This window comes from Streptomyces sp. NPDC012474, assembly GCF_042955185.1.
Lineage (GTDB): Bacteria > Actinomycetota > Actinomycetes > Streptomycetales > Streptomycetaceae > Streptomyces > Streptomyces cahuitamycinicus.
This window is the reverse complement of sequence record NZ_JBIBEP010000003.1, coordinates 325,305-351,412: the sequence shown is the minus strand read 5'-3', so window position 1 is coordinate 351,412 and position 26,108 is coordinate 325,305. Positions and strand designations below refer to the sequence as shown.

Sequence of the window (26,108 nt, the reverse complement as noted above, 5' to 3'; positions counted from 1 at the left end):
GGGCCACTCCCGCGCCCCACACGCGGAGGCCTCCCCCGACGTTCGTGCCGCATCCCGCGGTACGCCGGACTTTCCGAGGTCTTCATGAAGCTTCGCCGCGCCATGGCAGCAGCGGCCGCTACGGCGGTCATAGCCCCGGTGGCACTGCTCGCGGCACCGGCCGCGTACGCGACCGACGAGACGACGCCCACGCCGAGCGCGTCCGTGAGCGAGTCCACGCCCGAGTCGACTCCCACCCCGAGCGCGTCCGTGAGCGAGTCCACGCCCGAGTCGACTCCCACCCCGAGCGCCTCCGTGAGCGAGTCGGCTCCCGAGACGTCCAGCTCGCCGAGCGCGTCCGCGAGCGAGTCCTCCCCGGCGCCCAGCGCGTCCGAGCCCGAGGAGTCGGAGTCCCCGGACCCCGAGCCCTCGATCTGTGAGGACACCAAGGTCGACGTGGGCATGTCCGGCCTGCCCGGCAAGATCGCCGCGGGCAGCGGCTGGCACAAGTTCTCGCTGAACGTGGCCAACAACTCCGACTCCACGCTCAACGACCTCGACTTCTTCGCCGGAGCCGCCGCCGACAAGAACTGGGAGGAGCTGTTCTCCAGCAAGAAGGTCCAGCTCCAGGCCTGGAACCCCCAGGACAAGATCTGGGTCGGCCTCAACGAGGGCGGCTACGCGGTCGGTTACGTCGGCTACACCGACGAGCTGAAGCCCGAGTACGAGGTCAACATCCCGCTGCGTCTCAACGTCAGCAAGTCCGCCCCGGTCGGCGCCGGCTTCTCGCTCGGCGCGACGATCTACGGCGACAACGACGCCGAGTGCACCGGCTTCGGTGACGTGTCGTACAAGTTCCAGATCGTCTCCTCCGGTACGGACACCGGCGGCACCAAGCCGCAGGAAGGCGGCAAGGCGCCCGTCACCGACGAGAAGCCGAGCGGCAACACGCCGGAGGTCACCGGCAGCCTCGCCGAGACCGGCTCCAGCTCCGCCCTGCCGATGATCAGCCTCGTCGGCGGTGCCGCCGTCGTCGCCGGTGCCGGTGCGATCTTCGTCGTGCGTCGCCGCAAGGCCGGCGTGCAGGCGTAAGCCGCGGCGGCCGGCACAGGCCGCGGCAGCAAAGCAGAAGAGGGACCTGCGCTCGGAGGGGGGCGCAGGTCCTTCTTCTGTGTTCCGGTGTCGCTCAGTTCTTCGGCGGTACGGCCGGCATGCCGAGGAACGGCAGCCGCAGCGCGCCGAACGCCTCCGCCGGGACCGCCGGGGACTTCGGCTCGACCGGCTGGAGCCGCTCGTAGGCCGTGCCCTGCTGGGGGCGGGGGTCGGGCTCCCCCTTGTTGGGCCAGTACGACATCGCCCGCTCGGCCTGGGCGGTGATGGTGAGGGACGGATTGACGCCCAGGTTGGCGGAGACCGCGGCGCCGTCCACGACGGAGATGCCGGGGTGGCCGTAGAGGCGGTGGTACGGGTCGATCACGCCGGACTCGCGGGAGTCGCCGATGGGGCAGCCGCCGAGGAAGTGGGCCGTGAGCGGGGTGCCCATGAGTTCGCCGACGTTGGAGCCCGCGAAGCCGTTGATCTCGGCGGCGAGTGCCGAAGCGCTCTCCGTGGCGGCCTTGATCTGCTTGGGGTTGGGAGCGCCGTGGCCCTGCCTCGCGGTGAGCAGGCCGCGGCCCACGCCCGACGGTTTCACGTACGTCGTCAGGGAGTTGTCCAGCGACTGCATCACCAGGCCGATGATGGTCCGCTCCGACCAGCGGCGGTTCGACAGCGACCGCAGCACCAGCAGCGGGTGCTTCACGGCGTTGGCGAGGAAGCCCAGGACCCGCGAGGCGCCCGAGTTCGTCCCGGCGTAGGGCACTTGGAGGATGGACAGGCCGCCCATCGAGTTGGAGCCCTTGCCGTAGCGGACCGGCTCGATGTGGGTGCTGGCGTCGGGGTGGATCGAGGACGTGATGGCCACGCCCCGCGTGAAGTCGGCCTTCGGGGCGCCGTGCGCCTTGCGGTAGCGCCGGTCGTCGGTCTGGGCGCCGACCAGGGCCTCGGAGTTGGTGCGGGTCAGCTCCCCCAGCTTGTCGGAGAGGTGCGGCAACTGGCCGCCCGCCTTCATGCGGTGCAGCAGGGTCTGGGTGCCGTAGGTGCCCGCGGCGAGGACGACCCGGCGGGCCGTGAAGGTGCGGCCCTTCTTCCTGCCCCGGTCGTCGGTGGGCAGGGTGGCGACGGCGTAGCCGCCGCGCGAGTCGTCGGTGAGCGACACGACCGTCGTCATCGGGTGGACGACCGCACCGGCCTTCTCGGCGAGGTGCAGGTAGTTCTCGTTGAGGGTGTTCTTCGCTCCGTGGCGGCAGCCGGTCATGCACTCGCCGCACTCCGCGCACGCCCTGCGGGACGGGCCCGCGCCGCCGAAGTACGGGTCGGGCACCTCCTGGCCGGGCTTGGCCTTCACCGTGCCGTCGGCGTCCTCGCCGTCGCCGAAGAAGACACCGACCGGAGCCATGTGGAAGGAGTCGGCGCAGCCCATCCGCTCCGCGGCGGCCTTCAGATGGACGTCCGAGGGCGTCATGGTGGGGTTGAGCCGTACGCCCAGCATGCGGCGGGCCTGGTCGTAGTACGGCTTCAGCTCCTCCTGCCAGTCGGTGATGTCACGCCACTGCGGGTCCTCGAAGAACGGCTTCGGCGGGACGTAGAGGGTGTTGGCGTAGTTGAGGGAACCGCCGCCGACGGCCGCGCCCGCCAGGACCATGACGTTGCCGAGGAGGTGGATGCGCTGGATGCCGTACATGCCGAGCTTCGGCGCCCAGAGGTAATTCTTGAGGTCCCAGGAGTTCTTGGGGAGCGTCTCGCGGGTGAAGCGCCGGCCGGCCTCCAGGACGCCTACGCGGTAGCCCTTCTCGGTGAGGCGCAGGGCGGTCACCGAGCCGCCGAATCCGGAACCCACGACGATGACGTCGTAGTCGTAGTCGTCCTGAGGCACGTGCCGTCTCCCCTTCGAGTGTGCGGTGCGGATCGTCTACCGGAACCTGAACGCCTTCATCAGGCGCAGGCTCCTGCTCATGAACTGGGCGTACTTCTCGTCGTCCATGCCCAGCGAGGGGGCCATGGGGAGCACGCGCTGGTGGGCGACCGTCTGGGCCTCGGTGTACTTGAGGATGCCCTCGGAGCCGTGGCGGCGGCCGAGGCCCGAGTCCTTCATGCCGCCCATCGGGGACTGGACGCTGCCGTAGGCGGGAGCGTAGCCCTCGTTGATGTTGACCGTGCCGGTGCGCAGGCGGGCGGCGACCTCCTGGCCGCGGCGGCCGTTCCTCGTCCACACCGAGGAGTTGAGGCCGTACGCCGTGGCGTTGGCGCGTTCGATGACCTCGTCCTCGTCGGTGAAGCGGTAGACCGACACGACCGGGCCGAAGGTCTCCTCCCCGCAGACGGACATGTCCGTGGCGACCCCGTCGAGGATCGTGGGCTCGAAGAAGTACGGGCCGATGTCCGGGCGTGCCACACCGCCGGCGACGACCTTCGCGCCCTTGGCGACGGCCTCCTCCACGTGCCGTGTGACCGTTTCGAGCTGGCGTTCCCCGACGAGGGAGCCCATGTCGGCGCCGTACGCCAGGGACGTGCCGAGGCGCATGGCCTTCGTCCGGGCGGCGAAGCGCTCCAGGAAGGCGTCCGCGATCGACTCGTGGACGTAGAGCCGCTCGATGGAGATGCAGAGCTGCCCCGCGGAGGAGAAGCAGGCGCGGACCGCTCCGGCCGCGGCCTTGTCGATGTCGGCGTCCTCCAGCACCAGCATGGCGTTCTTGCCGCCGAGTTCGAGGGAGACGCCGACCAGCCGCGCGGCGGCGCCCTGGGCGACCTCGCGGCCGGTGCGGGTGGAGCCGGTGAAGGAGACGTAGTCGGCGTGCCGGACGACCTCGGGGCCGACGACCGGGCCGTCGCCGAGGACGACCTGGAAGACGTCGGCGGGCAGCCCGGCCTCGATCAGCAGGTCACGGGCCCACAGGGCGGTCAGGCAGGTTTCCGTGTCCGGCTTCATGACGACGGCGTTGCCGGCGACGAAGGCCGGGAGCGCGTCGCCGACCGACAGCTCCAGGGGGTAGTTCCAGGGGGCGATCTGGCCCACGACACCGCGCGGGTGGCGCAGTTCGGTGACCTTCGTGAGGGTCGGCATGGCGCCGGCGTGCCGCTTGGGCCGGAGGTAGGCGGACGCCCTGCGGCCGTAGTGCCGGGCGGCGACCGCGACGGCCTGGACCTCCTCGTGGGCGTGCAGCCGGGCCTTGCCGGTCTCCAGCTGTATGAGGTCGAGCACCTCGGCCTGACGCTCCAGCACCAGGTCGTGGAAGCGGAGCAGGACGGCGGCGCGCTGCCGTACGGGGGTCTGCGCCCACACGGCCTGGGCGGCGCGGGCCAGTTCGTAGGCCCGTGCCACGTCCTCGGGCGTCGACTCGGGGAGGTCCGCCAGTTTCTCGCCGGTGAACGGCGTGTGGTTGGCGGTCCGGCCTGAGCCGGCCACCCCCTTGGTGAGCTGGGCGACCAGCTCCGGCGTGACCACGTCCGCGGCGGTGCGGGCGCCCTCCGGGGCGGGGGCGAGGGGGTTCGTGCCGGTCTGTGCCGTGCCGGTCTCTGCCGTCTTCTCGGCGGCCTGCGCGTCCGTCATGAGGCGCAGGGTATGCCGGGACGGAGGCTTTGGGTACCCGTCGGTAATACGGCTTCACCGAGTGCACACACGACGCCAGTGACTGCTGGCAACAAACGCGCTGATCAGGACGTTGTGGGTGACCGGCGGGTGTGATTCAGCCTTTTACGATCCCGAGCCGCTCCCGGGCCCCCTCGAACACCGAGATGCCCTCGTCCTCTTCCGGCGTGCCCCTGGGCATGTCGACGCGCAGTTCGTACATGCGGTCGTCATCGGTGCGGATGACCAGCCGCATGAGCCGCCTGGGGGTCTCGCCCCGGCGGTACGCGGTGTCGGCGAGGGCGGCTTCGTGACCCTGGACGCTGGTGCGCGCGTACCGGGTTTCTCCCCCGGTGCCCTGTGCCTTCCCGGCCTGGTCCGCCGGGGCGGCCGGAGCCCTGTCCCAGAACAGGAGACGGACCTGGATCGCGCCGGTCCGCTCGTCGCCGTAGAGCACCGTGCGGGGCTGGTCGGTCGCGCTGCCGGTCCGGTCGAGTGCGCGGTAGTGACGCGGCAGATGGACAACGGCCGCCATGTCCGGCTCGGGGTGCGGGCTCCAGACGTCGGTGGCGCCGGCGGCCTGCCCCGCGCTCTCTGCGCTGCTGGTCTCGGCGAGTTGCGTGACGGCCCCTATCCCACCGGCGAGCAGCGCGGAGAGGAGGGCAAGGGGGCCGGGGCGGAGAAGGCTCTGGCGTTTGGGGGGTATGAGGTCCTGCCGCGTGTGGGGGCTGGGTGGGGAGGCGGACGCGGGGCCAGGGGCGGAGGCGGGGGCGGAGGCGGAGGCGGAGGCGGGCTGGACCGTGGGGGCGGCCCCGGGCCCGGGGGCGGAGGCGGGCTGGACCGTGGGGGCGGGCTGGACGGCAGGCGCGGCAGGTGACACGGCGGCAGGCACGGCAGTCGGCGCGGCGCAGGGCACGGCGGCAGGCATCAGGTCGGGCCGGGATGCGGTCCGGTCGTCCGGCTTCGGTTCGGGGCCGGTCGTCCGCGGGGTCGCCGCGGCCGGTGCGGGTCCCGCAACCGCCTCCAGTTCCTTCGCGACCTCCTCGACATCCGGCCGCTGTTCCGGGTCCGGCACCAGCAGCCGTGCGATCAGTGGCCCGAGGGGTCCGGCCCGTGTCGGTTCGGGTGGCTCGGCGGCGCGGATCGCGGCGAGCGTGGCCTCCGGTGTGGCCCGCAGGAACGGGGACGAGCCCTCGACGGCCGCGTACAGCAGGGCGCCCAGGGACCACAGGTCGGAGGCGGGTCCGGCGATGCGGCCGGACATCCGCTCGGGGGCGACGAACTCCGGCGAACCGGCGGTGGCCTCCCCGCTCGCGGTGAGCGGGTCCTCGCCCTGCACATGGGCGAGGCCGAAGTCGGTGACGACGACGCGCCGGTGCGGGCCGATCAGCACATGGGCGGGCTTCACGTCCCGGTGCACGATGCCGACCGAGTGCGCGGCGCGCAGGGCACCGAGCACGGCGAGGCCGATCCGGGCGGCTTCGGGCACGTCGACCGGGCCCCGCCGGATTCTGTCGCGGAGGGACTCGCCGGACACCATCTCCATGACGATCCACGGCAGTCCGTCGAGCGCCTCGGCCGCGTCGAGTTCGTCGGGGCCCACGGGTCCCGGGTGTTCGCCGCGCTGCTCCGCCTCGACGACCACGTCGTGGATGGTGACGGCGGCGGGATGGTCGACGCGGGCGGCGGCCCGGGCCTCGCGGTGCAGCCGGTGGGCCGCCCGCCGGTGACTCTCGTCCTCCGGGGTGCCCGGCAACCGCGGTTGTCTGACGGCGACTTCGCGCTGCGCGAGTTCGTCGAGGGCCCGCCAGACGGTGCCCGTCCGGCCGGAGCCGATGCGCTCGACCAGCCGGTAGCGCCCACCGACCAGCCGGCCCCGGGCGTCGTCCGTCCCGCCCCCGTCGTTGCTCATGCCCCATCAGTACCCCGCGGGGCGTGTCCTTGTCGACGCGGGTCGTCCGCAACCGCGGCGAAGGGGCGGAATCAGGTCTTGTCGATGTCCAGGTTCGCGATCGCCGTGCTCGCCACCTCGCGTCCACGGGCGGTGAAGTCGCTGTCGTCCGGGTAGCTGACGATGAGTTTGTACATGTCGCCGCCGGGGGTCCGGTAGTAGAAGATCTGGCACTCCCGGGGGCGTGGGTTCTCGCTGTCGTCGGTCGTGAAGGGGACGGTGTTCTGGGCGGCCTTCCTGTCCCTGTACGTGGTCGTCCGGGGGTCCGTCTTCTTGGAACCCTCGTCCATGTCCAGTTCGTAGCTGCCGCTCTCCTTGAACCGGGTGTCGTCGTCGTACATCTCGGCGGCCGCCGAGCCGGCGATGTTGCCGCCGGTGTCCTCGGCCTTCTTCTCCAGGATCAGGCGGAGCCAGATGCTGCCGCTCCAGTCGCTGTACGCGACCCAGTGGTTCTGGTCGGACTTCCGGTCGGGCACCGTCCGCTGGTACCCGGCGGGGACGGCGAGCGACGCGGCGAGATCCTTCTCCTGCTTGATCTCCCAGCCCTCGGGCAGCGGCCCGGCGAAGGGGTCCGCGAGCACCAGGTACGCCGTCACCGCCGCCGCGACGACCGCGGCGCCCAGTCCGGTCCAGGCCTTGCGGCCGAGCCGGACGCCCGGGCCGCCACCGCCCTGGCCCGTGGCCGGCACGGCCTGTGTGGTCTGGGCGGTGGGCGGGTTCGCGGCCGCCTCAAGCAATGCCCGCACCTGCGCGGCGTTCGGGCGGCGGGCCGGGTCCTTGTTCAGCAGGCCGTTGATGGTCTCGGCGACGGGGCCCTGGGCGGAGGCCGAGGGTGCGGGCGTGGCGTTGAGGACGGACTGGAGCGTGGCCGGGGTGTTGCTGCGGCGGAACGGCGAGACGCCCTCCGTCGCCGCGTACAGCACCACGCCGAGGGACCACAGGTCGCTGGCCGGGCCCGGGCGCTGTCCCAGCACGCGCTCGGGCGCGATGTACTCGGGCGAGCCCACGAAGCCGCCCGTGTCGGTCAGATTGGTCTCGCCCTCGATCTGGGCGATCCCGAAGTCGGTGAGGACGACCCGGTCGTAGCGGCCGAGCAGCACGTTGTCCGGTTTCACGTCCCGGTGCAGGATGCCCGCAGCGTGCGCGGCCTCCAGCGCGCCGAGCACCTCCAGGCCGATCCGGGCGGCCTCGCGCGCGGACAGGGTGCCCTCCTGGAGGGCGTCCCCCAGCGAGCGGCCCCGCACCAGCTCCATCACGATCCAGGGCTGGTCCTCCACGACCGCGACGTCGTACACGTCGACCACCGCCGGGTGGTCGAGCCGGGCCGCCGCACGGGCCTCGCGACGCATCCGCTCGAAGGCGTTGGCACGTTCCCGTTCGGGAAGATGCTCCGGGACGCGGGGTTCCTTGACGGCGACCTCCCGGTCCACCGTCTCGTCCTTGGCCCGCCACACCGTGCCCATGCCGCCGTGCCCGAGCTTGGCCAGCAGCCGGTAGCGCCCGGCGATGAGCCGCCCGGCGCCGGGGTCCTCGGGCGCCTGGGATGACTGGGACGGCACGACCTGGGTGGGTGACGCGGCCGGCGCCGCGTAGGGATTGCCCGGCACCGGCGCCTGCTGGTGCGGTGGTTGCAGTACAAAACTCGTCGGCTCATCGGCCCCGGATCGGGCTCCCCCGTTGCTGCTCATGGGTTCATCCATATCGCGCCAACCGCCCGCGGATCCACAAAGGACGCGAGCCGGTCACAGACCCGTGACTTCACAAGGGAGTTGTTCTCCCCTTTTAGGGAGCTTAGAGCGATTAGGGCGTTTCGACGGTCACGGGGCGGGCGCGGGCGTGCTCGGGGCGGCCGACCGGGGTGTCGGCGTCGTCGTCGGCTTCGTCGGCGTCGTCGTCGGCTTCGTCGGCTTCGTCGGCGTGGTCCTCGGCTTCGTCGTCGCGGAACTCGTCGGCGTGGGGCCGCCGTCCCCGGTGCCCTCCTCCCTCAGCAGCGCCGCCGCGGACACCCCCGCCCCCGCCATCGCGGCGACCAGCAGCGCCGCGATGAGCACGCGCCGCGTGGGCTGGCGCAGGAAGGGCTCCTCCGGCCGGTCCGGGCCGTGCAGGTCCGCCGACGCCCCGGGCTGCTGCCGGCCGGCGGGATCCTGCGGCCGACGGCGCGGTACGTCCCCGGCCGCCGACGCGTACCCGGGCGACGGTCCGTAGCCGGGCGGCGACAGCGGTGTACGGCCCGTGTCGCGGAAGGCCTGGAGCATCCGCTCGGCCTGGTCCGCGTCCAGCCGCCGGTCCGGATCGCGTTCCAGCAGCCCGCGTACGACGGGCAGAAGCGGCCCGGCCTGCGCGGGCGGCTGGATGTCGCCCACGACGACGGCGTGCAGGATGCCGCCCAGCGAGTCGCGGTGGAACGGCGACTCCCCGCTGAGGGCAGCGCACAGCAGCGCCCCCAGTGACCACAGGTCGGACTCGGGTCCGGTCCGCACCCCGGACATCCGCTCGGGCGCGGTGTATTCGGGCGAGCCGACGAAGGCCCCGTTCTCGGTGAGCGTCGGGGCGCCCGCGACCTGGGCGATGCCGAAGTCGGTGAGGACGATCCGGTCGGTGCCGGTCTCCAGCAGGACATTGTCCGGCTTGAGGTCACGGTGCAGTACCCCGGCCGCGTGTGCGGCGCCCAGCGCGCCGAGCAGGGCGATTCCGATGCGAGCCGCTTCGGCGGCGTCGACGGGACCCCGCTGGGCGAGCCGGTCGGCGAGCGAACCCCCCTCGATCAGCTCCATGACGATGTAGGGGCGTTCGTCGTCCTCGACGACATCGTGGACGACGACGATGTGCGGGTGGCTCAACTGGGCGACGGCCCGGGCCTCGCGCAGCGTACGGTCTCGCTGCCGGCGCGCCTGCGCCGCGGAGAGCGTCGGGTCGTAGGGGAGCTCCTTGACGGCCACGCTCCGGCCGAGCAGCTGGTCGGTGGCCCGCCAGACCACGCCCATGCCGCCGCGACCGAGTTTCTCCTCGAGCCGGTAACGGCCCGCGATGACACGCCTGTTGTGCCCCTCGGTCCCCATGCGGCCATCATGCCCCAACGGACGGAACCACTCCGGGACGGCGAGGCGCGGGTGGCCGAAACAGGCAACCCCCCGTCAGAAGTGGCCCCTACCTCAGGAAGTCTTCTCCCGCCAGCCCTGGAGCAGCGAGGTGAACTGCTTGCGCGCCGTCGCCCAGTCCGCGGCCGGGGCCGACATGTAGAGCGCGTACTCGGTGCCGTCGCGGGCGACGTACGTCTCCTCGATGGCCCGGCGCGGGCCGGGGAACTGGGTTTGCTTGGGCTGGGCGGTCCACGTGTACTCCCACAGGGCGCCGTCCCGGTCACGGTAGACGTTGCGCTTCAGCACTTGCCGCTGGTAGGCGACCAGCCGCTGAAGCTGCTGCTCCAGGTCGAGCTGGTGCTCGTAGGGGTCGGCGAAGTCCGGTGACCTGTCGACGGCGATGCGGACGAAGTGCCGGCCGCCGTCCGGTGAGTAGTCGATCTGCTTGAGCTCGCCCTGGGGGCCGTAGGGCTTGCGCTTCCACCCCTTCGGCAGGTAGAGGCTGAACCCCGCGGGATCGTCGTAGCGGATCCAGCTGGCCGGAACCGATCCTCCGGGCCGCTTCGTGCCGGTGGACGTCGACGAGCCGGATCCGCCGGCCTGCGACGCCCGGCTCTCGTTCCACTGCTGGAGCACCACGGCCGTGCCCCCGCCGATGATGGCCGCGAGCGCGACGACCAGGGCGAGGGTGCGCAGCCGACGGCGCTTACCCGAACCGGACGGCTGCGAACCCGTCACCGGTCCCAGCACGGTCGGACCGGTCGGGCCGTAGGGCGGGGTACCGGCCGTGGACGTCCCGGGGGCCGGGTTGCCGGCCAGTGGCGGGAGGGGTGTGCCTGTGTGCGAACCCGAACCGGTGCTGTAGCCGGTGCCCGGGGTGGCCGTCCCCGGGGCGGTACCGCTGTGTGCGTCCCGGTACGGCGACGGCCCCCCGTACTGCGTCGGCACATAGGCCTGCGCCCCGTTCGGTCGCCGCCCCTCCGCGGCCTCGGCGAGCATGTGCTCGGCCTCGGGCATGCCGGGCCGGGTGCCGGGGTCCTTGCGCAGCAGGGCGGTGATGACGGGCACGAGCGGGCCGGCGTGCCGGAGCTCGGCGGCCTCCTCCTCGACCACGGCCTGCATGGTGGTCAGGGGTGTGGTGCGGCGGAACGGCGACCGGCCCTCCACCGCCGTGTAGAGCGTCGCGCCGAGCGCCCACAGGTCCGAGGACGGGCCCGGGTCGTGGCCGCGCACCCGCTCGGGCGCCAGGTAGTCGACCGAGCCGACGACCTCTCCGGTGCGCGTGATGGTCGTGTCCCCCTCGATCTGCGCGATGCCGAAGTCCGTGAGCAGCACGCGTCCGTCCCGGGCGAGGAGGACGTTGCCCGGCTTGATGTCGCGGTGCAGGACCCCGGCGGTGTGCGCGGCGCGCAGGGCCCGCAGCACCCAGAGACCGATGCGGGCGGCCTCGCGCGGCTCGACACGCCCCTCCTCCTTGACCGCGTCGGCCAGGGAGCGGCCCTCGACCAGCTCCATCACGATCCACGGGCGGCCGTCGTGCTCCAGTACGTCGTGCACCGTGACGACCGCGGAGTGGTTGATCCGTGCGGCGGCCCTGGCCTCGGCCCGGGTGCGTGCCAGCAGGATCGCCTGCTCGCTCTCGGAGACGTAGAGGGCGGCCGTCAACTCCTTGATGGCGACCGACCGGTGCAGCACCTCGTCATGTGCGCGCCAGACCCGGCCCATGCCGCCACTGCCGATGGATTCGGCCAGCCGGTAGCGGCCCGCGACGAGCTGGCCCTGCATCTGATTCACGTTGCCCCGCAATGGTCTTGACAGGGTCAGCGTAAGGACCCGCCCTCACCCTGGGAACAAGCGGGGTACCACGGTGACCGCACTGTGACGGTTGTCGACTGCCGGGACGGGAGGCAACCAGAGCGTGAACCGCGGGGTACAGGCGGCGCGCCGGTCGATCACCCCGTCGCCTTGTACGTGGCAGCCGCCTGCTCGTACAGACGCGTCACCTCGTCGCGTTCGGACTCCGGGCCGCGCACCTGGACCACGTGGTAGCGGCCGTCGACCAGCATCGCGAGGTTGCGGACGTACAGTTCGCCCCCGTCGCCGCCGGTCCAGGTGAACTGGCCCTCGGCCATGGTCCGTCCGCCCACCTCGATCGTCTTCAGACCGGTGGAGGTGGCCCAGCTGGAGTCGCGGTACGGCTGCAGCTCGCGCTCCCTCTCCCGCTGGTAGGCCATCGGGTCGTTGCCGTACTCCGACGCGCTGTCCCGTCCCGCCACGACGATGAGCTCGAAGTCACCCTTGGAGTAGACGACCTGTCCGCTGCCGCTCCGCGCGGCGCGGTCCCAGCCCTTGGCGACGGCGACCTGGAAGCCCGCCGAGTCCTTGCGCAGGGTGAAGCCGTCGCCGACGTCCGGGCCGGTGGTCTGCGTCTCGGTGGTGCCGGCCGACGAAGAGGGGCTCTTCTCCGGCTCGGGAGACGTCTGGTCGGGCCGGGGCTCACTGCTGGCGTCCGGCTCGGGGGCCTGGCTGACCTCACCGGCGGCACCGGTACGGTCCGCGCCGTCCGCGCCGCCGGTCCCCGACTTGGGCATGAAGAGCATGGCGTAGGCGACCGCCGCTGCCATCGCGAGCAGGACCAGCAGGAGCAGGGTGCGGCCGAGGCGGTGCGGTGAACCGGACTCCTTCCGGGCCCGTTTGTGCCGCCCGTGATGTGCGGGCAGCCCGGCCTTCCGCCTGCGCACGAGCTCGCCCCGGCGCCGTACGACGGGCAGCCGGCGGGCGTCCACGGGCGGCGCCGGGACTACGTGCACCCCGGCCTCCGGTTCGGGGGCGGAGCGCACCAGCGAGCGCAGCCAGCCGCGTACCTCCTCGAAGTCGAGGCGTTCCGTGGGGTCCTGCCGCAGCAGCGACTCCACGACCGGCCGCACCGGCCCGCACTCCTCGGCGTACGCGGGCGGTTCCGCGCACACCATCTGCACCAGCTCGGCCGTGGACTCCTCCGGGTAGGGCGCGTGCCCCTGCACGGCCCTGAAGAGCAGGGCGCCGAGCGCCCACAGGTCGGTCGCGGGACCGATCGGGGCGGCCAACTGCCAGTTTTCGTGCACCGGATAGGCCTGCTCCGGCGCCCAGCGTTCCGTGACGGGCCCGACCACGGCCATCCGCGCCTGCCGCGCCCGCTCCGCGGCCAGCGCCGTGGCCGGACCGCGCCGGGGAGCCGGGGTGTCGGCGACCAGGTCGTCCCAGCGGGTGGGTTCGCCGTGGACCGCGGTGTCCGTGGCCGGGGGGAGCGCCGCCTGCTCCCGGCCCTGCGGCACCGACGCCCCGCCGGTCGTGCCGCGGGGCGTGGCGCCATGCCATGCCGTGGTCCGTGGGCTGCCGCCCACGCCGTAGGGGTCTGCGATCCGCCCGGGCGGTACGGCCCCGGGGGCGGTGCCCTGCCCGGGGATGTACGGCGACTGTGCCGGCCCGTCGCCGTGGGGCGCGGTCCCGCCGTCCGGTGCGGGGCGGGCTCCGGGCAGGGCCGCCGGCCCGCCCTGCTGCGCCTCCTGCACCCGGGCGGCAGCCCGGGCACCGGCCCGGTAGGCCGCGATCGCCCCGGCCCGCGCCGCCCTGGGGTCCCCGCTCTCCCGCACCGGCCCGCGCACCGGTACGACCGGGGCCTCACCCGTGGTCTCGCCCCCTGCGGAGGGCAGTCCCCTGGCTTCCCGGGCCTCTATGGCAGCGCGCCGCGCGGCCTCGGGATCACCCGCGCCACGGAGGCCACCGGCCGGCCCCGCGCCGCCCTCCTGCCCCGGCCGCTGCCCGGACTCCTCGAAGGGCGGTTCCGGAACCGGGTCGTACCCGCACAGGGCCTCCTCCGCCGCGCCCACGGCCAGCCCGGTCAGCATCACGCGGCCGTCGTCGCAGACGAGCACCGTCCGCGCGGTGATGTTCCGGTGCACCCAGCCGTGCGCGTGCAGCACCCGAAGGGCCATCAGGACGTCCGAGGCCACCTCGGCGGCCCGGTAGGGCGTCAGCGGCTTCTCGGCGAGCAGCGCCGCCAACGGGCGCGCGGCCACCAGCTCGCTGACGATCCACAGCGAACCGCCCTCGGCGAACACGTCGAAGACCTGGTCGAGTCGGGGGTGGTCGGGAATGGCCGCCGCGGCCTGCGCGGCCTCGACCGCGCGCCGCACCACCGGGTCCGTGGGCCGCCGGGTGCCCGCGCGGGCGCCGGAGCGCCGCCCACCGCCGTCACGCGCCGTGAAACCGTCGGGAAGCCCCTCCGCGTCGAGGACCTCGGCCTCGACCACTTCCGGCAACGGCACCTGACGGACCAGGACTTCCTGTCCGCTGTAGGTGTCGAAGGCCCGGGTCTCGGTGAGTTCGTACTCGTCGGAGGGCGGCAGCGGCAGGCGGTAGCGGTCGGCGAGTACCCGGCCCGCGTAGTCGTCCACGTTGCCTCCCCCGGCAGCCCGTTCGGTCACATCCGTTCGCCCCGCGGTCCGTTTCGGCTGCGCACGGTCCGCAAATATTCACGATACGTGCCGCAGGCAACCCGCAACGGGGGGATGCCAGATCTCACTCCCCAAACCCGGGGCGCCCCATGCTCAGGACTTGGGTTCGAAGGTTTTCGTCAGCGTCCGCCAGGTCTCCTTGCGCGACGCGCTGTCCCAGCCGGCCGCCTTCGCCGTGTACATCAGCGCGTATCCCTGCCGGTCGTCGACCACGAAACCCCGGTCGATCGTCCGGTACTTGGTGCCGCCGTCCGTGTAGGTGAACTCCCAGTCGGCCGTGTTCCAGCCGCGGTAGTCCACCTTCGCTATGCGGATCTTCTGGTACTGCGCGCGCACCATGTAGCGCTCCTGACTCCTCCAGTCCGCCACCGGGTCGCCCTTGGGCGTGGACGTCCAGGCGATGAGCAGCTTCTGCCCGTCGGGCCCGGTGAAGCGGTCGCCCGCCGCACCTGTGGACCGGTACTTCCACCCCTTCGGCAGACCGATCGAGTACCCCTGGCCGCCCCGGTGGGTCGACTCCGCCGCGGTGCCCTTCCCGCCGCCGGTGCCGCCCTCGCCCGAGGAACCGCTCGCGCCGCCGCTCGGTGTGCTGTTCGAGGGCCGGGACGGCGCGGGCTGGGTCTGCCCGTCCGTCCGCGTACCGTCGGCATCGTCGCCCTTGGTGTCGCCGCTGCTCGACGCCGTCGCGACGGTCTTCCCGCCGCCCTCTCCCGAGGCGCCCTTCGAGTCCTTGCCGTCACCGCTGAGCACGATCGCGAGCACGGTGCCGATCACGGCGAGCACCACGACCACCGCGATGATCACCAGGGTCCGCCGCGGCACCACGTCGGTGAGCGGCGCCCGCGGCACGGGCCGCGGCGGCAGGTCCGGCGGCGGCACGACGGGCCACCCAGAACTCCGCCCCCCGGACGCCGACTTCGCTTCCGTCCCCTTCCGCTCACCGGCACCGGCGGCCGCCGAGCCCGACTGCGCCCCGGACACACCCGCGGCCCCGCCCCGGCCCGTACCACTGTCCGGCTCGGCGGAGGCCGTGCCCGCCGCCGGGGAGGCGCCCTTGGCGGTTCCGGACTTGCCTCCTGGAGTGGCGCTGGCGGCCGAGCCCGCGGCAGCCGTCCCCACGGTGGCCTTGCGCACGGAACGCAGCGCCCCGCGCAACCGCTCCCCGGCCTCCTCGCCCCGCTTGCTCCCGGACCCCGGCGAACCGCCCTTGCCCGAGGACCTGTCCGGCTGCGCCGGCAGCGGCACGACCTTCGTCGCGTCCAACGGCTCCGGCTCGGCCGTCTCGGGTGCGCGCAGGACCGAGTTCAGCATCGCCCGGGCGCCCACGTCGTCCAGTCGCTGCGCGGGGTCCTTGGTGAGCAGCCCATAGATGACGTCCTTCAGCGGACCCGCGTTCTTCGGCTCCTCCAGCGGCTCGGTCATCACGGCCGTGAGGGTCGCTATGGCCGACCCCTTGTCGTACGGCGGCGCGCCCTCCACCGCCGCGTACAGCAGCCCGCCGAGCGACCACAGGTCGGCCGCCGGGCCCGGTTTGTGCCCGCGCGCCCGCTCCGGCGAGATGTAGGAGGGCGCGCCGACGAGCATGCCGGTCGAGGTGATGGACGGGTCGCCCTCGACCTGGGCGATGCCGAAGTCGGTGAGCACGACCCGTCCGTCCTCGGCGATCAGCACGTTCGACGGCTTCACGTCGCGGTGCAGGATGCCCTCGCGGTGAGCGGACCGCAGCACGTCGAGGACGGCGAGTCCGACCTCGGCTGCGCGCTTCGGTTCGAGGAGGCCGTCCTCCCGGATGACCTCGGCGAGCGACTTGCCCTCGACGAGTTCCATCACGATCCAGGGCCGGTCGTCCTCCTGGACGACGTCGAAGACCGTCACGGCGCTTTTGTTGCGGATCCGCGCGATCGCCTTGGCCTCGCGCAGCGTCCGCGTGATCAGCCGCCGCTTCTCCTCCTCGTCGATGTTCGACGGGAACCGCAGCTCCTTGACGGCGACCGTCCGCCCGAGGGTCTCGTCCTGGGCCCGCCACACCGTGCCCATGCCTCCCCGGCCGAGCACTTCGCCCAGTCGGTAACGCTCCGCGAGGAGACGCTCCCTGTTGTCCTGACGAGTGTCCTGACGAGATGTGCCCGCCCGCTCCGCCTCCGACATGCGTCCCCTCATACAACCCGCCCTGACCGAACCTCCATTGTCTCTCACCCGACAAGTGCCCGGCGCCCAGGGGCCCTCTGGCGAGCACCCGCGGGCCCGCCCCCCGGCAACCCGGGTGCGGTCTGCCTCACGCGGCCTTGCATGATGGGCCCTGACCAGGGAGGAACCCGCATGCCGCCGTTTCGGACATTGCTGGCACTACCCGTGGCCGCGGCCCTGTTGGGTCTGCCGCCGGCCGACTCGTCCGCCCTGTCGATGCCGCCCACCGACGCAGTGCTGCCGCTCCTGGTGACCCAGGGCAGGGCGCCGGCCGCGGCCCTGCTCGCCCGGGAGGGCACCACGACCCGCTATGCCGGCACCGGGCCGGGAATCGCCCGGCCGGACCATTTCCGCGCCGGAAGCATCACGAAGACGTTCATAGCGACGGTCGTGCTGCAACTGGCCGCCGAGCACCGGCTGTCGCTGTCCGACACGGTGGAGCGGCACCTGCCGGGTCTGGTGCGAGGATCAGGCAACGACGGCCGCGCACTGACCCTGCGCAGCCTGCTCACCCACACCAGCGGACTGCACGACTTCACCACGGACACCGGCGGGACCGCGCCCGTCACACCCCGTCAGGCCCTGGACATCGCTCTCACCCACCCCCCGGCCGAACGCGGCCGCTTCGCCTACTCGAACACCAACTACGTCCTGCTGGGCATGGTCATCCGGCAGACCACCGGCCACTCGTACGCCACCGAAGCCGAGCGCCGCATCATCATTCCCCTGCGTCTGACGGGCACCTCCTTCCCTGGATCCCGCTCTTCGCTGCCCTCTCCGCACGGCCGCGCCTACGCCGCCGACGGAACCGACGTCACCGAACTCGACCCGCGGGTGGCCGGAGCCGCGGGCGAGTTGGTGACCACGCTCGCCGACCTGGACCGCTTCTACGCGGCCCTGCTCGGCGGCCGGCTGCTGCCCCCGCACTGGCTGCGCGAGATGCTCGACACCCGCGCCGCACGCGGCGCGTACGGCATGGGGCTGTTTCCCGAGAAACTTCCGTGCGGCACGACGGTGTGGGGGCACGACGGGCACATATCCGGCAGCTACGTGCGCACCGCAGCCACTGTCGACGGCCGGCATGTCCTCACCCTCCGCGTGAACACGGACGCGATCGCAGATCCCGGCCTCGAACCCGCCTTACTCGCTGCCGAGTTCTGCCCCCGCACCCCGTAGAACGACCCGGTTCCGAACGGAGATCCCGTCTCCTGACACTCGTTCGAGTGATGTCCGGAACGGCCCGGTAAGAGCGGCCTGACAGGGCAACGGCCGCGCAGGAACGGCCTCGCAGGAACGCGGCCCGGAGAACCCCCGCAGGACAACGGCAAGCGCAGAATCAGCCCTGCAAGACCGTCACCCCTCAGGACATCGACCCCGCAGGACAACGGCCCCGCTGGACATCGAACCCGCACGACAACGGCCCCGCAGACCAACCACCCGGCAGAATCACAACGGCACGATGTCCGGCGCCCCCAGCCGCGCCGCGTCCGCCGTCAGGTCGTCGGGCTGCCGCTGCGACTCCCGCTCGGCCTCCACCCTCTTCTGGTAGTGCTCGACCTCGCGCTCGATCTGGTCCTTGTCCCAGCCGAGCACGGGCGCCATCAGCTGGGCGGCGTCGCGTGCGCTGCGGGCGCCCCGGTCAAAGGTCTCGATCGAGATGCGCGTCCGCCGCGTCAGCACGTCGTCCAGGTGCCGCGCCCCCTCGTGGGAGGCCGCGTACACGATCTCGGCGCGCAGATAGTCGTCGGCCGCCACCAGGGGCTCGCCCAGCGACGGGTCCTCCGCGATGAGCGCGAGCAGCTCCTCGGTCATCGTCCCGTAGCGGTTCAGCAGGTGCTCGACCCGCACCACGTGGAGTCCGGTCCGGGCGGCGATCCGCGCCCGCGCGTTCCACAGCGCCCGGTATCCCTCGGCGCCCAGCAGTGGCACGTCCTCGGTGACACACTCGGCGACGCGCATGTCCAGCCCGTGCACCGCCGCGTCCACCGCGTCCTTGGCCATGACCCGGTACGTCGTGTACTTGCCGCCCGCCACGACGACCAGCCCGGGCACGGGATGCGCCACCGTGTGCTCGCGCGACAGCTTGCTGGTGGCGTCCGACTCGCCGGCGAGCAGCGGCCGCAGGCCCGCGTACACGCCCTGGACGTCGTCCCTCGTGAGCGGCACCGAGAGGACCGAGTTCACGTGTTCCAGCAGGTAGTCGATGTCCGCGCTGGACGCGGCGGGGTGAGCCTTGTCGAGGTCCCAGTCGGTGTCCGTGGTGCCGACGATCCAGTGCCGGCCCCAGGGGATGACGAACAGCACCGACTTCTCCGTGCGCAGGATCAGGCCGGTCGTGGAGTGGATCCGGTCGCGCGGCACGACCAGGTGGATGCCCTTGGACGCCCGGACGTGGAACTGGCCGCGCTCCCCGACCATGGCCTGGGTGTCGTCCGTCCACACGCCGGTGGCGTTGACGACCTGCTTGGCGCGGATCTCGTACTCGCCGCCCCCTTCCACGTCCTGCACCATCGCGCCGACGACCCGCTCGCCCTCGCGCAGGAATCCCGTCACGCGGGCACGGTTGGCCGCCTGCGCGCCGTACGCCACCGCCGTGCGCACCAGGGTCGCCACGTACCGGGCGTCGTCCATCTGGGCGTCGTAGTACTGCAACGCCCCCACCAGGGCGTCCTTCTTCAGGCAGGGCGCCACGCGCAGGGCGTGAGAGCGCGTCAGGTGACGGTGCATCGGCAGGCCCCGGCCGTGCCCGCGCGCCATGGACATCGCGTCGTACATGGCCACGCCCGACCCGGCGTACAGCCGCTCCCAGCCCTTGTGCTGCAACGGGTACAGGAACGGCACGGGCTTCACCAGGTGCGGGGCGAGCCGCTCGAGCAGCAGGCCGCGTTCCTTCAGGGCCTCGCGGACGAGTGTGAAGTCGAGCATCTCCAGATAGCGCAGGCCGCCGTGGATGAGCTTGCTGGACCGGCTGGAGGTGCCGGACGCCCAGTCACGCGCCTCGACCAGACCGGTGGACAATCCCCGCGTCACGGCGTCGAGCGCGGTGCCCGCACCGACCACGCCTGCACCCACGACCAGCACGTCCAGCTCGCGCTCGGCCATAGATGCGAGTGACTCGGCTCGCTGCGCCGGTCCGAGTGTCGCTGTCCTCACCGCTGCCTCCCGCTCATCGGTCGTGCCGGCCGCACCCGTCGGGTGAGGCCCCGTCCGTATCCCCCTGCCCAGATTCTGACCGGGTTGCCCGACTTCAGCCACCACGGGCCCGCAGCCTGTGGACAACGCTCACGGAACACTCACCGAAACTCGGCCGGGCAATCCCGCATATCGGTCATATTTACTCCTAGTCTGACATTGCGCTCGCCCGTCCTGTCCACAGGGCTTGCGCACCTGTCCCACTTCGGCTATCGGGAAGGACGGCCGCCATGCCCGCAGATCTCGCCGTCATCGGACTCGGCCCGTACGGCCTGCCACTGGCCCAGGCCGCCGTCGCCGCCGGCGTCCCCACCATCGGCTACCGGACCGGACCCGAGGCGGGCTCGCTCAGCCCCGCCGAACTGCGCCGGATGCTCTCGGGGGGCTTCCGGCCGACCACCGACCCGGCCGAGCTCGGCCGGGTGCGCACCGCGGTCATCTGCGCGCCGACCCCGCGGAGCGCGGACGGCGGGCTCGACCTGAGCCAGCTGGAGACGGCCGCCAGCACTCTGGCCGCCCATCTGCGCCCGCACACCACAGTGATCCTGGAGTCACCCGTGTACCCGGGGACGACGGAGGAATTCCTGCGTCCGCTTCTGGAGGAGGGCTCCGGTCTGCGCGCCGGCCGCGACTTCCACCTCGCGTACTCCCCCAGCCGCGTCGATCCCGGCAACCGCGACGTCACGCCCGCCACCACCCCCAAGGTCATCGGCGGTCTCACCCCGGCGTGCACCGAGTCGGCCGCCGCGTTCTACGCCCGGCTGACCGACAAGGCGGTACGCGCGCGTGGACTCCGCGAAGCGGAGACCGTGCAACTGCTGGAGACCAACTACCGGCACGTGAACATCGCCCTCGTGAACGAGATGGCCGTCCTCTGCAACGACCTGGGCGTCGACCTCTGGGACGTCATCCGCTGCGCGGAGACCAAGCCGTTCGGCTTCCAGGCCTTCCGCCCGGGCCCCGGCGTGGGCGGCCATTCCGTCCCCCAGGACATGACCGCCGGCGGCGGCCGCGGCCTGCGCATGGTGGAACTGGCCCAGGAGGTCAACCACCGCATGCCGGGCTACGTCGTCCAGCGCGCCGCCACGCTCCTCAACGAGCACGGCAAGTCGGCCCGGGGCGCCCGCGTGCTCCTCCTCGGCGTCACGTACAAGCCCGACCTCGCCGACCTCCAGGGCACCCCCGCCCAGGAGATCGCCCTGCGTCTGAGGGAACTGGGCGCCTCGGTCAGCTACCACGACCCGTACGTCCCCTCCTGGAGCGTCCTCGACCACCCCGTCCCGCGCGCGGACTCCCTCTACGAGGCGGCAGCCGACGCGGACCTGACCATCCTGCTCCAGCAGCACCGCACGTACGACCTCCAGGGCCTGTCGGTGAAGGCCCAGCTGCTGCTGGACACACGGGGAGCAGCCCCTACGGGGGCGGCGCATCGGTTGTGAAGGGGGGCGCGCGGGGTGCGTGAGCCGTGGGACTGGTGGCATGCGGCACGCGGCGCGGGTACCTTACGGACACAGGCGGAGCCCGCCGCAGGGGTCACTGCGGCAGGCTCCTGGATGGATCACGGAGTGTCCGCCCCTAGCCTTCTTGGGGGCGGCCGCTCACCATCCGAAAATCCGCAAGATCCACCTCCTCCGGCACTGCACCGTCCGAAGACGGAGTCGGTCCCAGCGGGTGGGCTTGCGTGACGTCCCATGGGCGCCCCCTTCCACGACGCCGCCCATTGACCCGGTGGACGGCACTTCGGAATCGGGCCGGGCCCCGAGGGCGGGGTCCGGACCATGTCCTTGGAAGGGGGCACCCAGAAGAACCTGGGCGCCGATCAAGGACACTAGCGCCTCAAAACCACCCTCAACGGGGCCGAACGGCCCGAAAGCACTCGTGCGCCCTCCAACGGCAACACGCGCCCCTTCACGCCCACTTGGGCATGCGAAAGGGCCCAGCCACTCCCCCGAGTGACCAGGCCCTTCTCAAGCTGAGCGGGCTACCGCCGGTGCTGCGAGTCCGCCACCGTCACCTCGACGCGCTGGAACTCCTTCAGCTCGCTGTAGCCCGTCGTGGACATGGCCCGGCGCAGGGCGCCGAAGAGGTTCATCGATCCGTCGGGGGTGTGGGACGGGCCCGTGAGGATCTCCTCCAGGGTGCCGACCGTGCCGAGGGCGACCTTCTTGCCGCGCGGCAGTTCCTCGTTCACGGCTTCCATGCCCCAGTGGTGGCCCTTGCCCGGGCCGTCGGTCGCACGGGCCAGCGGGGAGCCCATCATCACCGAGTCCGCGCCGCAGGCGATCGCCTTGGGCAGGTCGCCGGACCAGCCGACACCGCCGTCCGCGATCACGTGCACGTACCGGCCGCCGGACTCGTCCATGTAGTCACGGCGCGCCGCGGCCACGTCGGCGACCGCCGTCGCCATGGGGACCTGGATGCCGAGCACGTTGCGCGTGGTGTGTGCGGCGCCGCCGCCGAAGCCGACGAGCACACCGGCCGCGCCGGTGCGCATCAGGTGCAGGGCCGCCGTGTACGTGGCGCAGCCGCCGACGATCACCGGGACGTCCAGCTCGTAGATGAACTGCTTGAGGTTCAGCGGCTCGTGCGCGCCGGAGACGTGCTCCGCCGAGACGGTCGTACCGCGGATGACGAAGATGTCCACGCCCGCGTCCACGACGGCCTTGGAGAACTGGGCGGTGCGCTGCGGGGAGAGCGCGGCGGCGGTGACGACGCCGGAGTCGCGCACCTCCTTGATCCGCTGCCCGATCAGCTCCTCCTTGATGGGAGCCGCGTAGATCTCCTGCAGACGGCGGGTCGCGGTCTCCGAGTCGAGACCGGCGATCTCGTCGAGCAGCGGCTGCGGGTCCTCGTAGCGCGTCCACAGGCCCTCGAGGTTCAGCACGCCGAGGCCGCCGAGCTCGCCGATGCGGATCGCGGTGGCCGGGGAGACGACCGAGTCCATGGGGGCGGCCAGGAAGGGCAGCTCGAAGCGGTAGGCGTCGATCTGCCAGGCGATGGAGACCTCCTTCGGGTCCCGCGTACGGCGGCTGGGGACGACGGCGATGTCGTCGAAGGCGTACGCCCGGCGGCCGCGCTTGCCGCGCCCGATCTCGATCTCAGTCACGTCTGTGGCCTTTCCCTGATGCGTTGCAGCGTCTTCCAGTATCGCCGACGGGCACGGCGAGGGCGGCCCCGGATGCCCGGGGCCGCCCTGGAAGGCCGGGCCGCTACTTGCTGCGGCTGTAGTTCGGTGCCTCGACCGTCATCTGGATGTCGTGCGGGTGGCTCTCCTTGAGACCGGCCGACGTGATGCGGACGAAGCGGCCCTTGGTCTCCATCTCGTCGATGGAGGCGGCGCCCACGTAGCCCATCGTCTGCCGCAGACCGCCGACGAGCTGGTGCAGGACGTTGGCCAGCGGACCGCGGTAGGGCACCTGGCCCTCGATGCCCTCGGGCACGAGCTTGTCGTCGGAGCCGACCTCGGCCTGGAAGTAGCGGTCCTTGGAGTACGACTTGCCCTGGCCGCGGGACTGCATCGCGCCGAGCGAGCCCATGCCGCGGTACGACTTGAACTGCTTGCCGTTGATGAACTGCAGCTCGCCCGGGGATTCCTCACAGCCGGCGAGGAGGCTGCCCAGCATCACGGTGTCGGCGCCGGCGGCCAGGGCCTTGCCGATGTCGCCGGAGTACTGCAGGCCGCCGTCGCCGATCAGCGGGATGCCCGCCGGACGGGCCGCGAGGGACGCCTCGTAGATGGCGGTGACCTGCGGGACACCGATGCCGGCGACCACGCGGGTCGTGCAGATGGAGCCCGGGCCCACGCCCACCTTGATGCCGTCGACGCCGGCGTCGATCAGCGCCTGGGCGCCGTCACGCGTGGCGACGTTGCCGCCGATCACGTCGACGCCGACGCTCGACTTGATCTTCGCCATCCAGCTGAGGGCGTTGCTGTTGTGGCCGTGCGAGGTGTCGACGACCAGGAAGTCCACGCCCGCACCGGCGAGCGCCTGGGCGCGCTCCAGGGCCTCGGGGCTGGCTCCCACGGCCGCACCGACGAGCAGTCGGCCCTCGGAGTCCTTCGCCGCGTTGGGGTACTGCTCGGCCTTGACGAAGTCCTTGACCGTGATGAGGCCCTTGAGGACACCCGCGTCGTCGACCAGCGGAAGCTTCTCGATCTTGTGGCGGCGCAGCAGCTCCATGGCGTCGGCGCCGGAGATGCCGACCTTGCCGGTGACCAGTGGCATCGGGGTCATGACCTCGCGCACCTGACGCGTGCGGTCGGTCTCGAAGGCCATGTCGCGGTTGGTGACGATGCCGAGCAGCTTCTTGTTGCCGTCGGTGACCGGGACGCCGCTGATGCGGAACTTGGCGCACAGGGCGTCGGCCTCGCCCAGCGTCGCGTCGGGGTGCACCGTGATCGGGTCGGTGACCATGCCGGACTCGGAGCGCTTCACCAGGTCGACCTGGTTGACCTGGTCCTCGATGGAGAGGTTGCGGTGCAGGACGCCGACGCCGCCCTGGCGGGCCATCGCGATCGCCATGCGGGACTCGGTCACCTTGTCCATCGCCGCGGAGAGCAGCGGGATGTTGACCCGGACGTTGCGGGAGATGCGGGACGAGGTGTCGACCGCGTTGGGGAGCACTTCGGATGCACCCGGCAGCAGCAGCACGTCGTCGTAGGTCAGCCCGAGTGTCGCGAATTTACCGGGCACTCCGTCGACGTTGGCAGTCATGACACCTTCCCCAAATGGCCTTGATCGGTGCGGATGTCCATGCTAACGGGAAGCGGGGCTGTCTCATTCCACGGTTTCGCCTGGCTCCGGGCTTCGTATGTTCGTACGGAAGCGGCGCACCGCCTGTTCAACTGAGGGGTTCTTCAAGCAGGGCTACTGCTCGGCCAGCGCCCGCAGCCGGCTCAGCGCCCTGTGCTGCGCCACCCGGACCGCCCCGGGTGACATTCCCAACATCTGGCCGGTCTCCTCTGCCGTCAGCCCCACCGCGATCCGCAGCAGCAGCAGCTCCCGCTGGTTCTCGGGGAGGTTGGCCAGGAGCTTCTTGGCCCATTCCGCGTCGCTGCTGAGCAGGGCGCGCTCCTCCGGGCCGAGGGAGTCGTCCGGGCGCTCGGGCATCTCGTCGGAGGGGACGGCCGTCGAGCCGGGGTGGCGCATCGCCGCGCGCTGGAGGTCGGCGACCTTGTGCGCGGCGATGGCGAAGACGAACGCCTCGAAGGGGCGCCCGGTGTCCCGGTAGCGGGGCAGTGCGAGCAGCACCGCCACGCAGACCTCCTGCGCGAGGTCCTCCACGAAGTGCCGCGCGTCGCCCGGGAGACGGGACAGACGGGTGCGGCAGTAGCGCAGGGCCAAGGGGTGGACATGGGCGAGCAGGTCGTGTGTCGCCTGCTCGTCCCCGTCGACGGCGCGGTGGACGAGCGCACCGATCGCGCCCTGGGCATGGGCCGCCTCGTCGTCGCGCATCGGTCCATGGTGCCTTGCGGCCGCCGACTCCGCGGCACCGCTCCCGTTGTTGTGCACCGAAGCGTTATGAGCAGGTGCGCCGGCACTCATCCCCTGCGCCCTCCCCTTCCGCTCGACCGACTCGTCCCCGAGGAACTCCACACCCTCAAGGATGCGGCATCCGCGGCGAAACGAGCAGCGGGCACCCGGCGAACCTCCGGTCCACCCACGCCCACCTGGCATTCCGTGCTCTCACGAGGACCGCTGGGGCCTGCTGTTCGAATCCTCCCGGGGAGGTGAGGCCTCGCCTGCACCCTCCCGGGCTCTGGACCTCGCCTCGGCCGGGGCAGAGCCCTGACGACGCTGTCGCCGGCCACCGGCCTCGGCCCTCGCGGGTGCGGCTCGCGCGGGGGCATCCGGGTGCCCCCGCCCTCCGGTGCCGACCGGAGGCCGCGCGTCGAAACCGGCCCGGTCCGCAGGACGGGCGTGATCCGAACGACAGGCCCTAGCGCACCAGACCCCACCGGAAACCGAGCGCCACGGCGTGGGCCCGGTCCGAGGCGCCGAGCTTCTTGAACAGGCGCCGGGCGTGCGTCTTGACGGTGTCCTCGGAGAGGAACAGCTCACGGCCGATCTCCGCGTTCGAGCGGCCGTGGCTCATGCCTTCGAGGACCTGGATCTCACGCGCCGTGAGCGTGGGCGCGGCGCCCATCTCGGCCGAGCGCAGCCGGCGCGGGGCGAGCCGCCAGGTCGGGTCGGCCAGGGCCTGGGTCACCGTCGCGCGCAGTTCCGCGCGGGAGGCGTCCTTGTGCAGATAGCCGCGGGCGCCGGCGGCGACCGCGAGGGCCACGCCGTCCAGGTCCTCGGCGACGGTGAGCATGATGATGCGCGCACCGGGGTCGGCGGACAGCAGCCGCCGGACCGTCTCGACGCCGCCCAGTCCGGGCATGCGTACGTCCATCAGAATCAGGTCCGAGCGGTCGGCCCCCCAGCGGCGGAGGACTTCCTCGCCGTTGGCCGCCGTCGTCACGCGCTCTACGCCGGGCACGGTCGCGACCGCACGACGGAGCGCCTCTCGGGCAAGCGGGGAGTCGTCGCAGACGAGGACGGATGTCATGACCG

At 72.2% G+C, this 26,108-nt stretch carries 16 protein-coding genes; 3 read left to right on the top strand and 13 right to left on the bottom strand.

All coding sequences use genetic code 11. The features are described 5' to 3' along the window. The first annotated feature begins 84 nt into the window (after nucleotides 1-84). On the top strand, nucleotides 85-1,071 hold the full coding sequence (locus tag ACFY9S_RS09825) for an LAETG motif-containing sortase-dependent surface protein (RefSeq protein WP_391125023.1): 987 nt from the start codon (nucleotides 85-87) through the stop codon (nucleotides 1,069-1,071). A gap of 94 nt (nucleotides 1,072-1,165) precedes the next feature. Here the strand turns inward: ACFY9S_RS09825 and ACFY9S_RS09820 are convergent, their stop codons facing one another. From ACFY9S_RS09820 to ACFY9S_RS09785, 8 genes are all read right to left on the bottom strand, one after another. Further along, nucleotides 1,166-2,953 carry a GMC family oxidoreductase N-terminal domain-containing protein gene (locus ACFY9S_RS09820; RefSeq protein ID WP_391125020.1) on the bottom strand — a complete coding sequence of 596 codons (1,788 nt, stop codon included), beginning with the start codon at nucleotides 2,951-2,953 and terminating at the stop codon, nucleotides 1,166-1,168. 36 nt (nucleotides 2,954-2,989) lie between these two features. Further along, nucleotides 2,990-4,627 carry a succinic semialdehyde dehydrogenase gene (locus ACFY9S_RS09815; protein WP_391125017.1) on the bottom strand — a complete coding sequence of 546 codons (1,638 nt, stop codon included), beginning with the start codon at nucleotides 4,625-4,627 and terminating at the stop codon, nucleotides 2,990-2,992. Nucleotides 4,628-4,763: 136 nt separating this feature from the next. Beyond that, a complete protein-coding gene (locus ACFY9S_RS09810; protein ID WP_391125014.1) occupies nucleotides 4,764-6,557 on the bottom strand; it encodes a protein kinase in 1,794 nt (597 codons plus the stop codon). Nucleotides 6,558-6,628: 71 nt separating this feature from the next. Further along, nucleotides 6,629-8,284 carry a protein kinase gene (locus ACFY9S_RS09805; protein ID WP_391125010.1) on the bottom strand — a complete coding sequence of 552 codons (1,656 nt, stop codon included), beginning with the start codon at nucleotides 8,282-8,284 and terminating at the stop codon, nucleotides 6,629-6,631. A gap of 129 nt (nucleotides 8,285-8,413) precedes the next feature. Then, nucleotides 8,414-9,655 carry a protein kinase gene (locus tag ACFY9S_RS09800; protein WP_391125008.1) on the bottom strand — a complete coding sequence of 414 codons (1,242 nt, stop codon included), beginning with the start codon at nucleotides 9,653-9,655 and terminating at the stop codon, nucleotides 8,414-8,416. 93 nt (nucleotides 9,656-9,748) lie between these two features. Beyond that, entirely contained in the window at nucleotides 9,749-11,461 is a 1,713-nt protein-coding gene (locus ACFY9S_RS09795; protein WP_391125005.1) for a protein kinase, read from the bottom strand. A 167-nt stretch (nucleotides 11,462-11,628) separates the two neighbouring features. Then, a complete protein-coding gene (locus tag ACFY9S_RS09790) occupies nucleotides 11,629-14,112 on the bottom strand; it encodes a protein kinase (protein WP_391125002.1) in 2,484 nt (827 codons plus the stop codon). A 153-nt stretch (nucleotides 14,113-14,265) separates the two neighbouring features. Continuing rightward, entirely contained in the window at nucleotides 14,266-16,320 is a 2,055-nt protein-coding gene (locus ACFY9S_RS09785) for a protein kinase (RefSeq protein WP_391124999.1), read from the bottom strand. 171 nt (nucleotides 16,321-16,491) lie between these two features. Between ACFY9S_RS09785 and ACFY9S_RS09780 the strand changes: the two genes are divergently transcribed. Further along, entirely contained in the window at nucleotides 16,492-17,535 is a 1,044-nt protein-coding gene (locus tag ACFY9S_RS09780) for a serine hydrolase (protein WP_391124996.1), read from the top strand. A gap of 270 nt (nucleotides 17,536-17,805) precedes the next feature. On the opposite strand, the gene ACFY9S_RS09775 is transcribed toward ACFY9S_RS09780, so the two are convergent. Then, nucleotides 17,806-19,512 carry an FAD-dependent oxidoreductase gene (locus ACFY9S_RS09775; protein ID WP_391124993.1) on the bottom strand — a complete coding sequence of 569 codons (1,707 nt, stop codon included), beginning with the start codon at nucleotides 19,510-19,512 and terminating at the stop codon, nucleotides 17,806-17,808. Nucleotides 19,513-19,781: 269 nt separating this feature from the next. On the opposite strand from ACFY9S_RS09775, the gene ACFY9S_RS09770 reads away from it, so the two are divergent. Next, entirely contained in the window at nucleotides 19,782-20,990 is a 1,209-nt protein-coding gene (locus ACFY9S_RS09770) for a nucleotide sugar dehydrogenase (RefSeq protein WP_391124991.1), read from the top strand. A 542-nt stretch (nucleotides 20,991-21,532) separates the two neighbouring features. Here the strand turns inward: ACFY9S_RS09770 and ACFY9S_RS09765 are convergent. The 4 genes from ACFY9S_RS09765 to ACFY9S_RS09750 all read right to left on the bottom strand — a co-directional run bounded on the left by ACFY9S_RS09765 (nucleotide 21,533) and on the right by ACFY9S_RS09750 (nucleotide 26,103). Then, entirely contained in the window at nucleotides 21,533-22,657 is a 1,125-nt protein-coding gene (locus ACFY9S_RS09765; RefSeq protein ID WP_391124988.1) for a GuaB3 family IMP dehydrogenase-related protein, read from the bottom strand. A 103-nt stretch (nucleotides 22,658-22,760) separates the two neighbouring features. After that, entirely contained in the window at nucleotides 22,761-24,266 is a 1,506-nt protein-coding gene (guaB, locus tag ACFY9S_RS09760; protein WP_102908913.1) for an IMP dehydrogenase, read from the bottom strand. Nucleotides 24,267-24,419: 153 nt separating this feature from the next. Further along, entirely contained in the window at nucleotides 24,420-25,007 is a 588-nt protein-coding gene (locus ACFY9S_RS09755; RefSeq protein ID WP_033311556.1) for a sigma-70 family RNA polymerase sigma factor, read from the bottom strand. Nucleotides 25,008-25,491: 484 nt separating this feature from the next. Then, nucleotides 25,492-26,103 (bottom strand): response regulator transcription factor, encoded by a 612-nt coding sequence (locus ACFY9S_RS09750; RefSeq protein ID WP_003948568.1) that lies wholly within the window; start codon nucleotides 26,101-26,103, stop codon nucleotides 25,492-25,494. Nucleotides 26,104-26,108 lie beyond the last annotated feature (5 nt).

Excerpts from the sequence above, each read along its gene's own strand:
- ACFY9S_RS09815 (WP_391125017.1), bottom strand. The coding sequence starts at position 4,627 with ATGACGGACGCGCAGGCCGCCGAGAAGACGGCAGAGACCGGCACGGCA.
- ACFY9S_RS09810 (WP_391125014.1), bottom strand. The coding sequence starts at position 6,557 with ATGAGCAACGACGGGGGCGGGACGGACGACGCCCGGGGCCGGCTGGTC.
- ACFY9S_RS09825 (WP_391125023.1), top strand. The coding sequence starts at position 85 with ATGAAGCTTCGCCGCGCCATGGCAGCAGCGGCCGCTACGGCGGTCATA.
- ACFY9S_RS09755 (WP_033311556.1), bottom strand. The coding sequence starts at position 25,007 with ATGCGCGACGACGAGGCGGCCCATGCCCAGGGCGCGATCGGTGCGCTC.
- ACFY9S_RS09770 (WP_391124991.1), top strand. The coding sequence starts at position 19,782 with ATGCCCGCAGATCTCGCCGTCATCGGACTCGGCCCGTACGGCCTGCCA.
- ACFY9S_RS09805 (WP_391125010.1), bottom strand. The coding sequence starts at position 8,284 with ATGAGCAGCAACGGGGGAGCCCGATCCGGGGCCGATGAGCCGACGAGT.
- ACFY9S_RS09795 (WP_391125005.1), bottom strand. The coding sequence starts at position 11,461 with ATGCAGGGCCAGCTCGTCGCGGGCCGCTACCGGCTGGCCGAATCCATC.
- ACFY9S_RS09780 (WP_391124996.1), top strand. The coding sequence starts at position 16,492 with ATGCCGCCGTTTCGGACATTGCTGGCACTACCCGTGGCCGCGGCCCTG.
- ACFY9S_RS09800 (WP_391125008.1), bottom strand. The coding sequence starts at position 9,655 with ATGGGGACCGAGGGGCACAACAGGCGTGTCATCGCGGGCCGTTACCGG.
- guaB (WP_102908913.1), bottom strand. The coding sequence starts at position 24,266 with ATGACTGCCAACGTCGACGGAGTGCCCGGTAAATTCGCGACACTCGGG.
- ACFY9S_RS09785 (WP_391124999.1), bottom strand. The coding sequence starts at position 16,320 with ATGTCGGAGGCGGAGCGGGCGGGCACATCTCGTCAGGACACTCGTCAG.
- ACFY9S_RS09750 (WP_003948568.1), bottom strand. The coding sequence starts at position 26,103 with ATGACATCCGTCCTCGTCTGCGACGACTCCCCGCTTGCCCGAGAGGCG.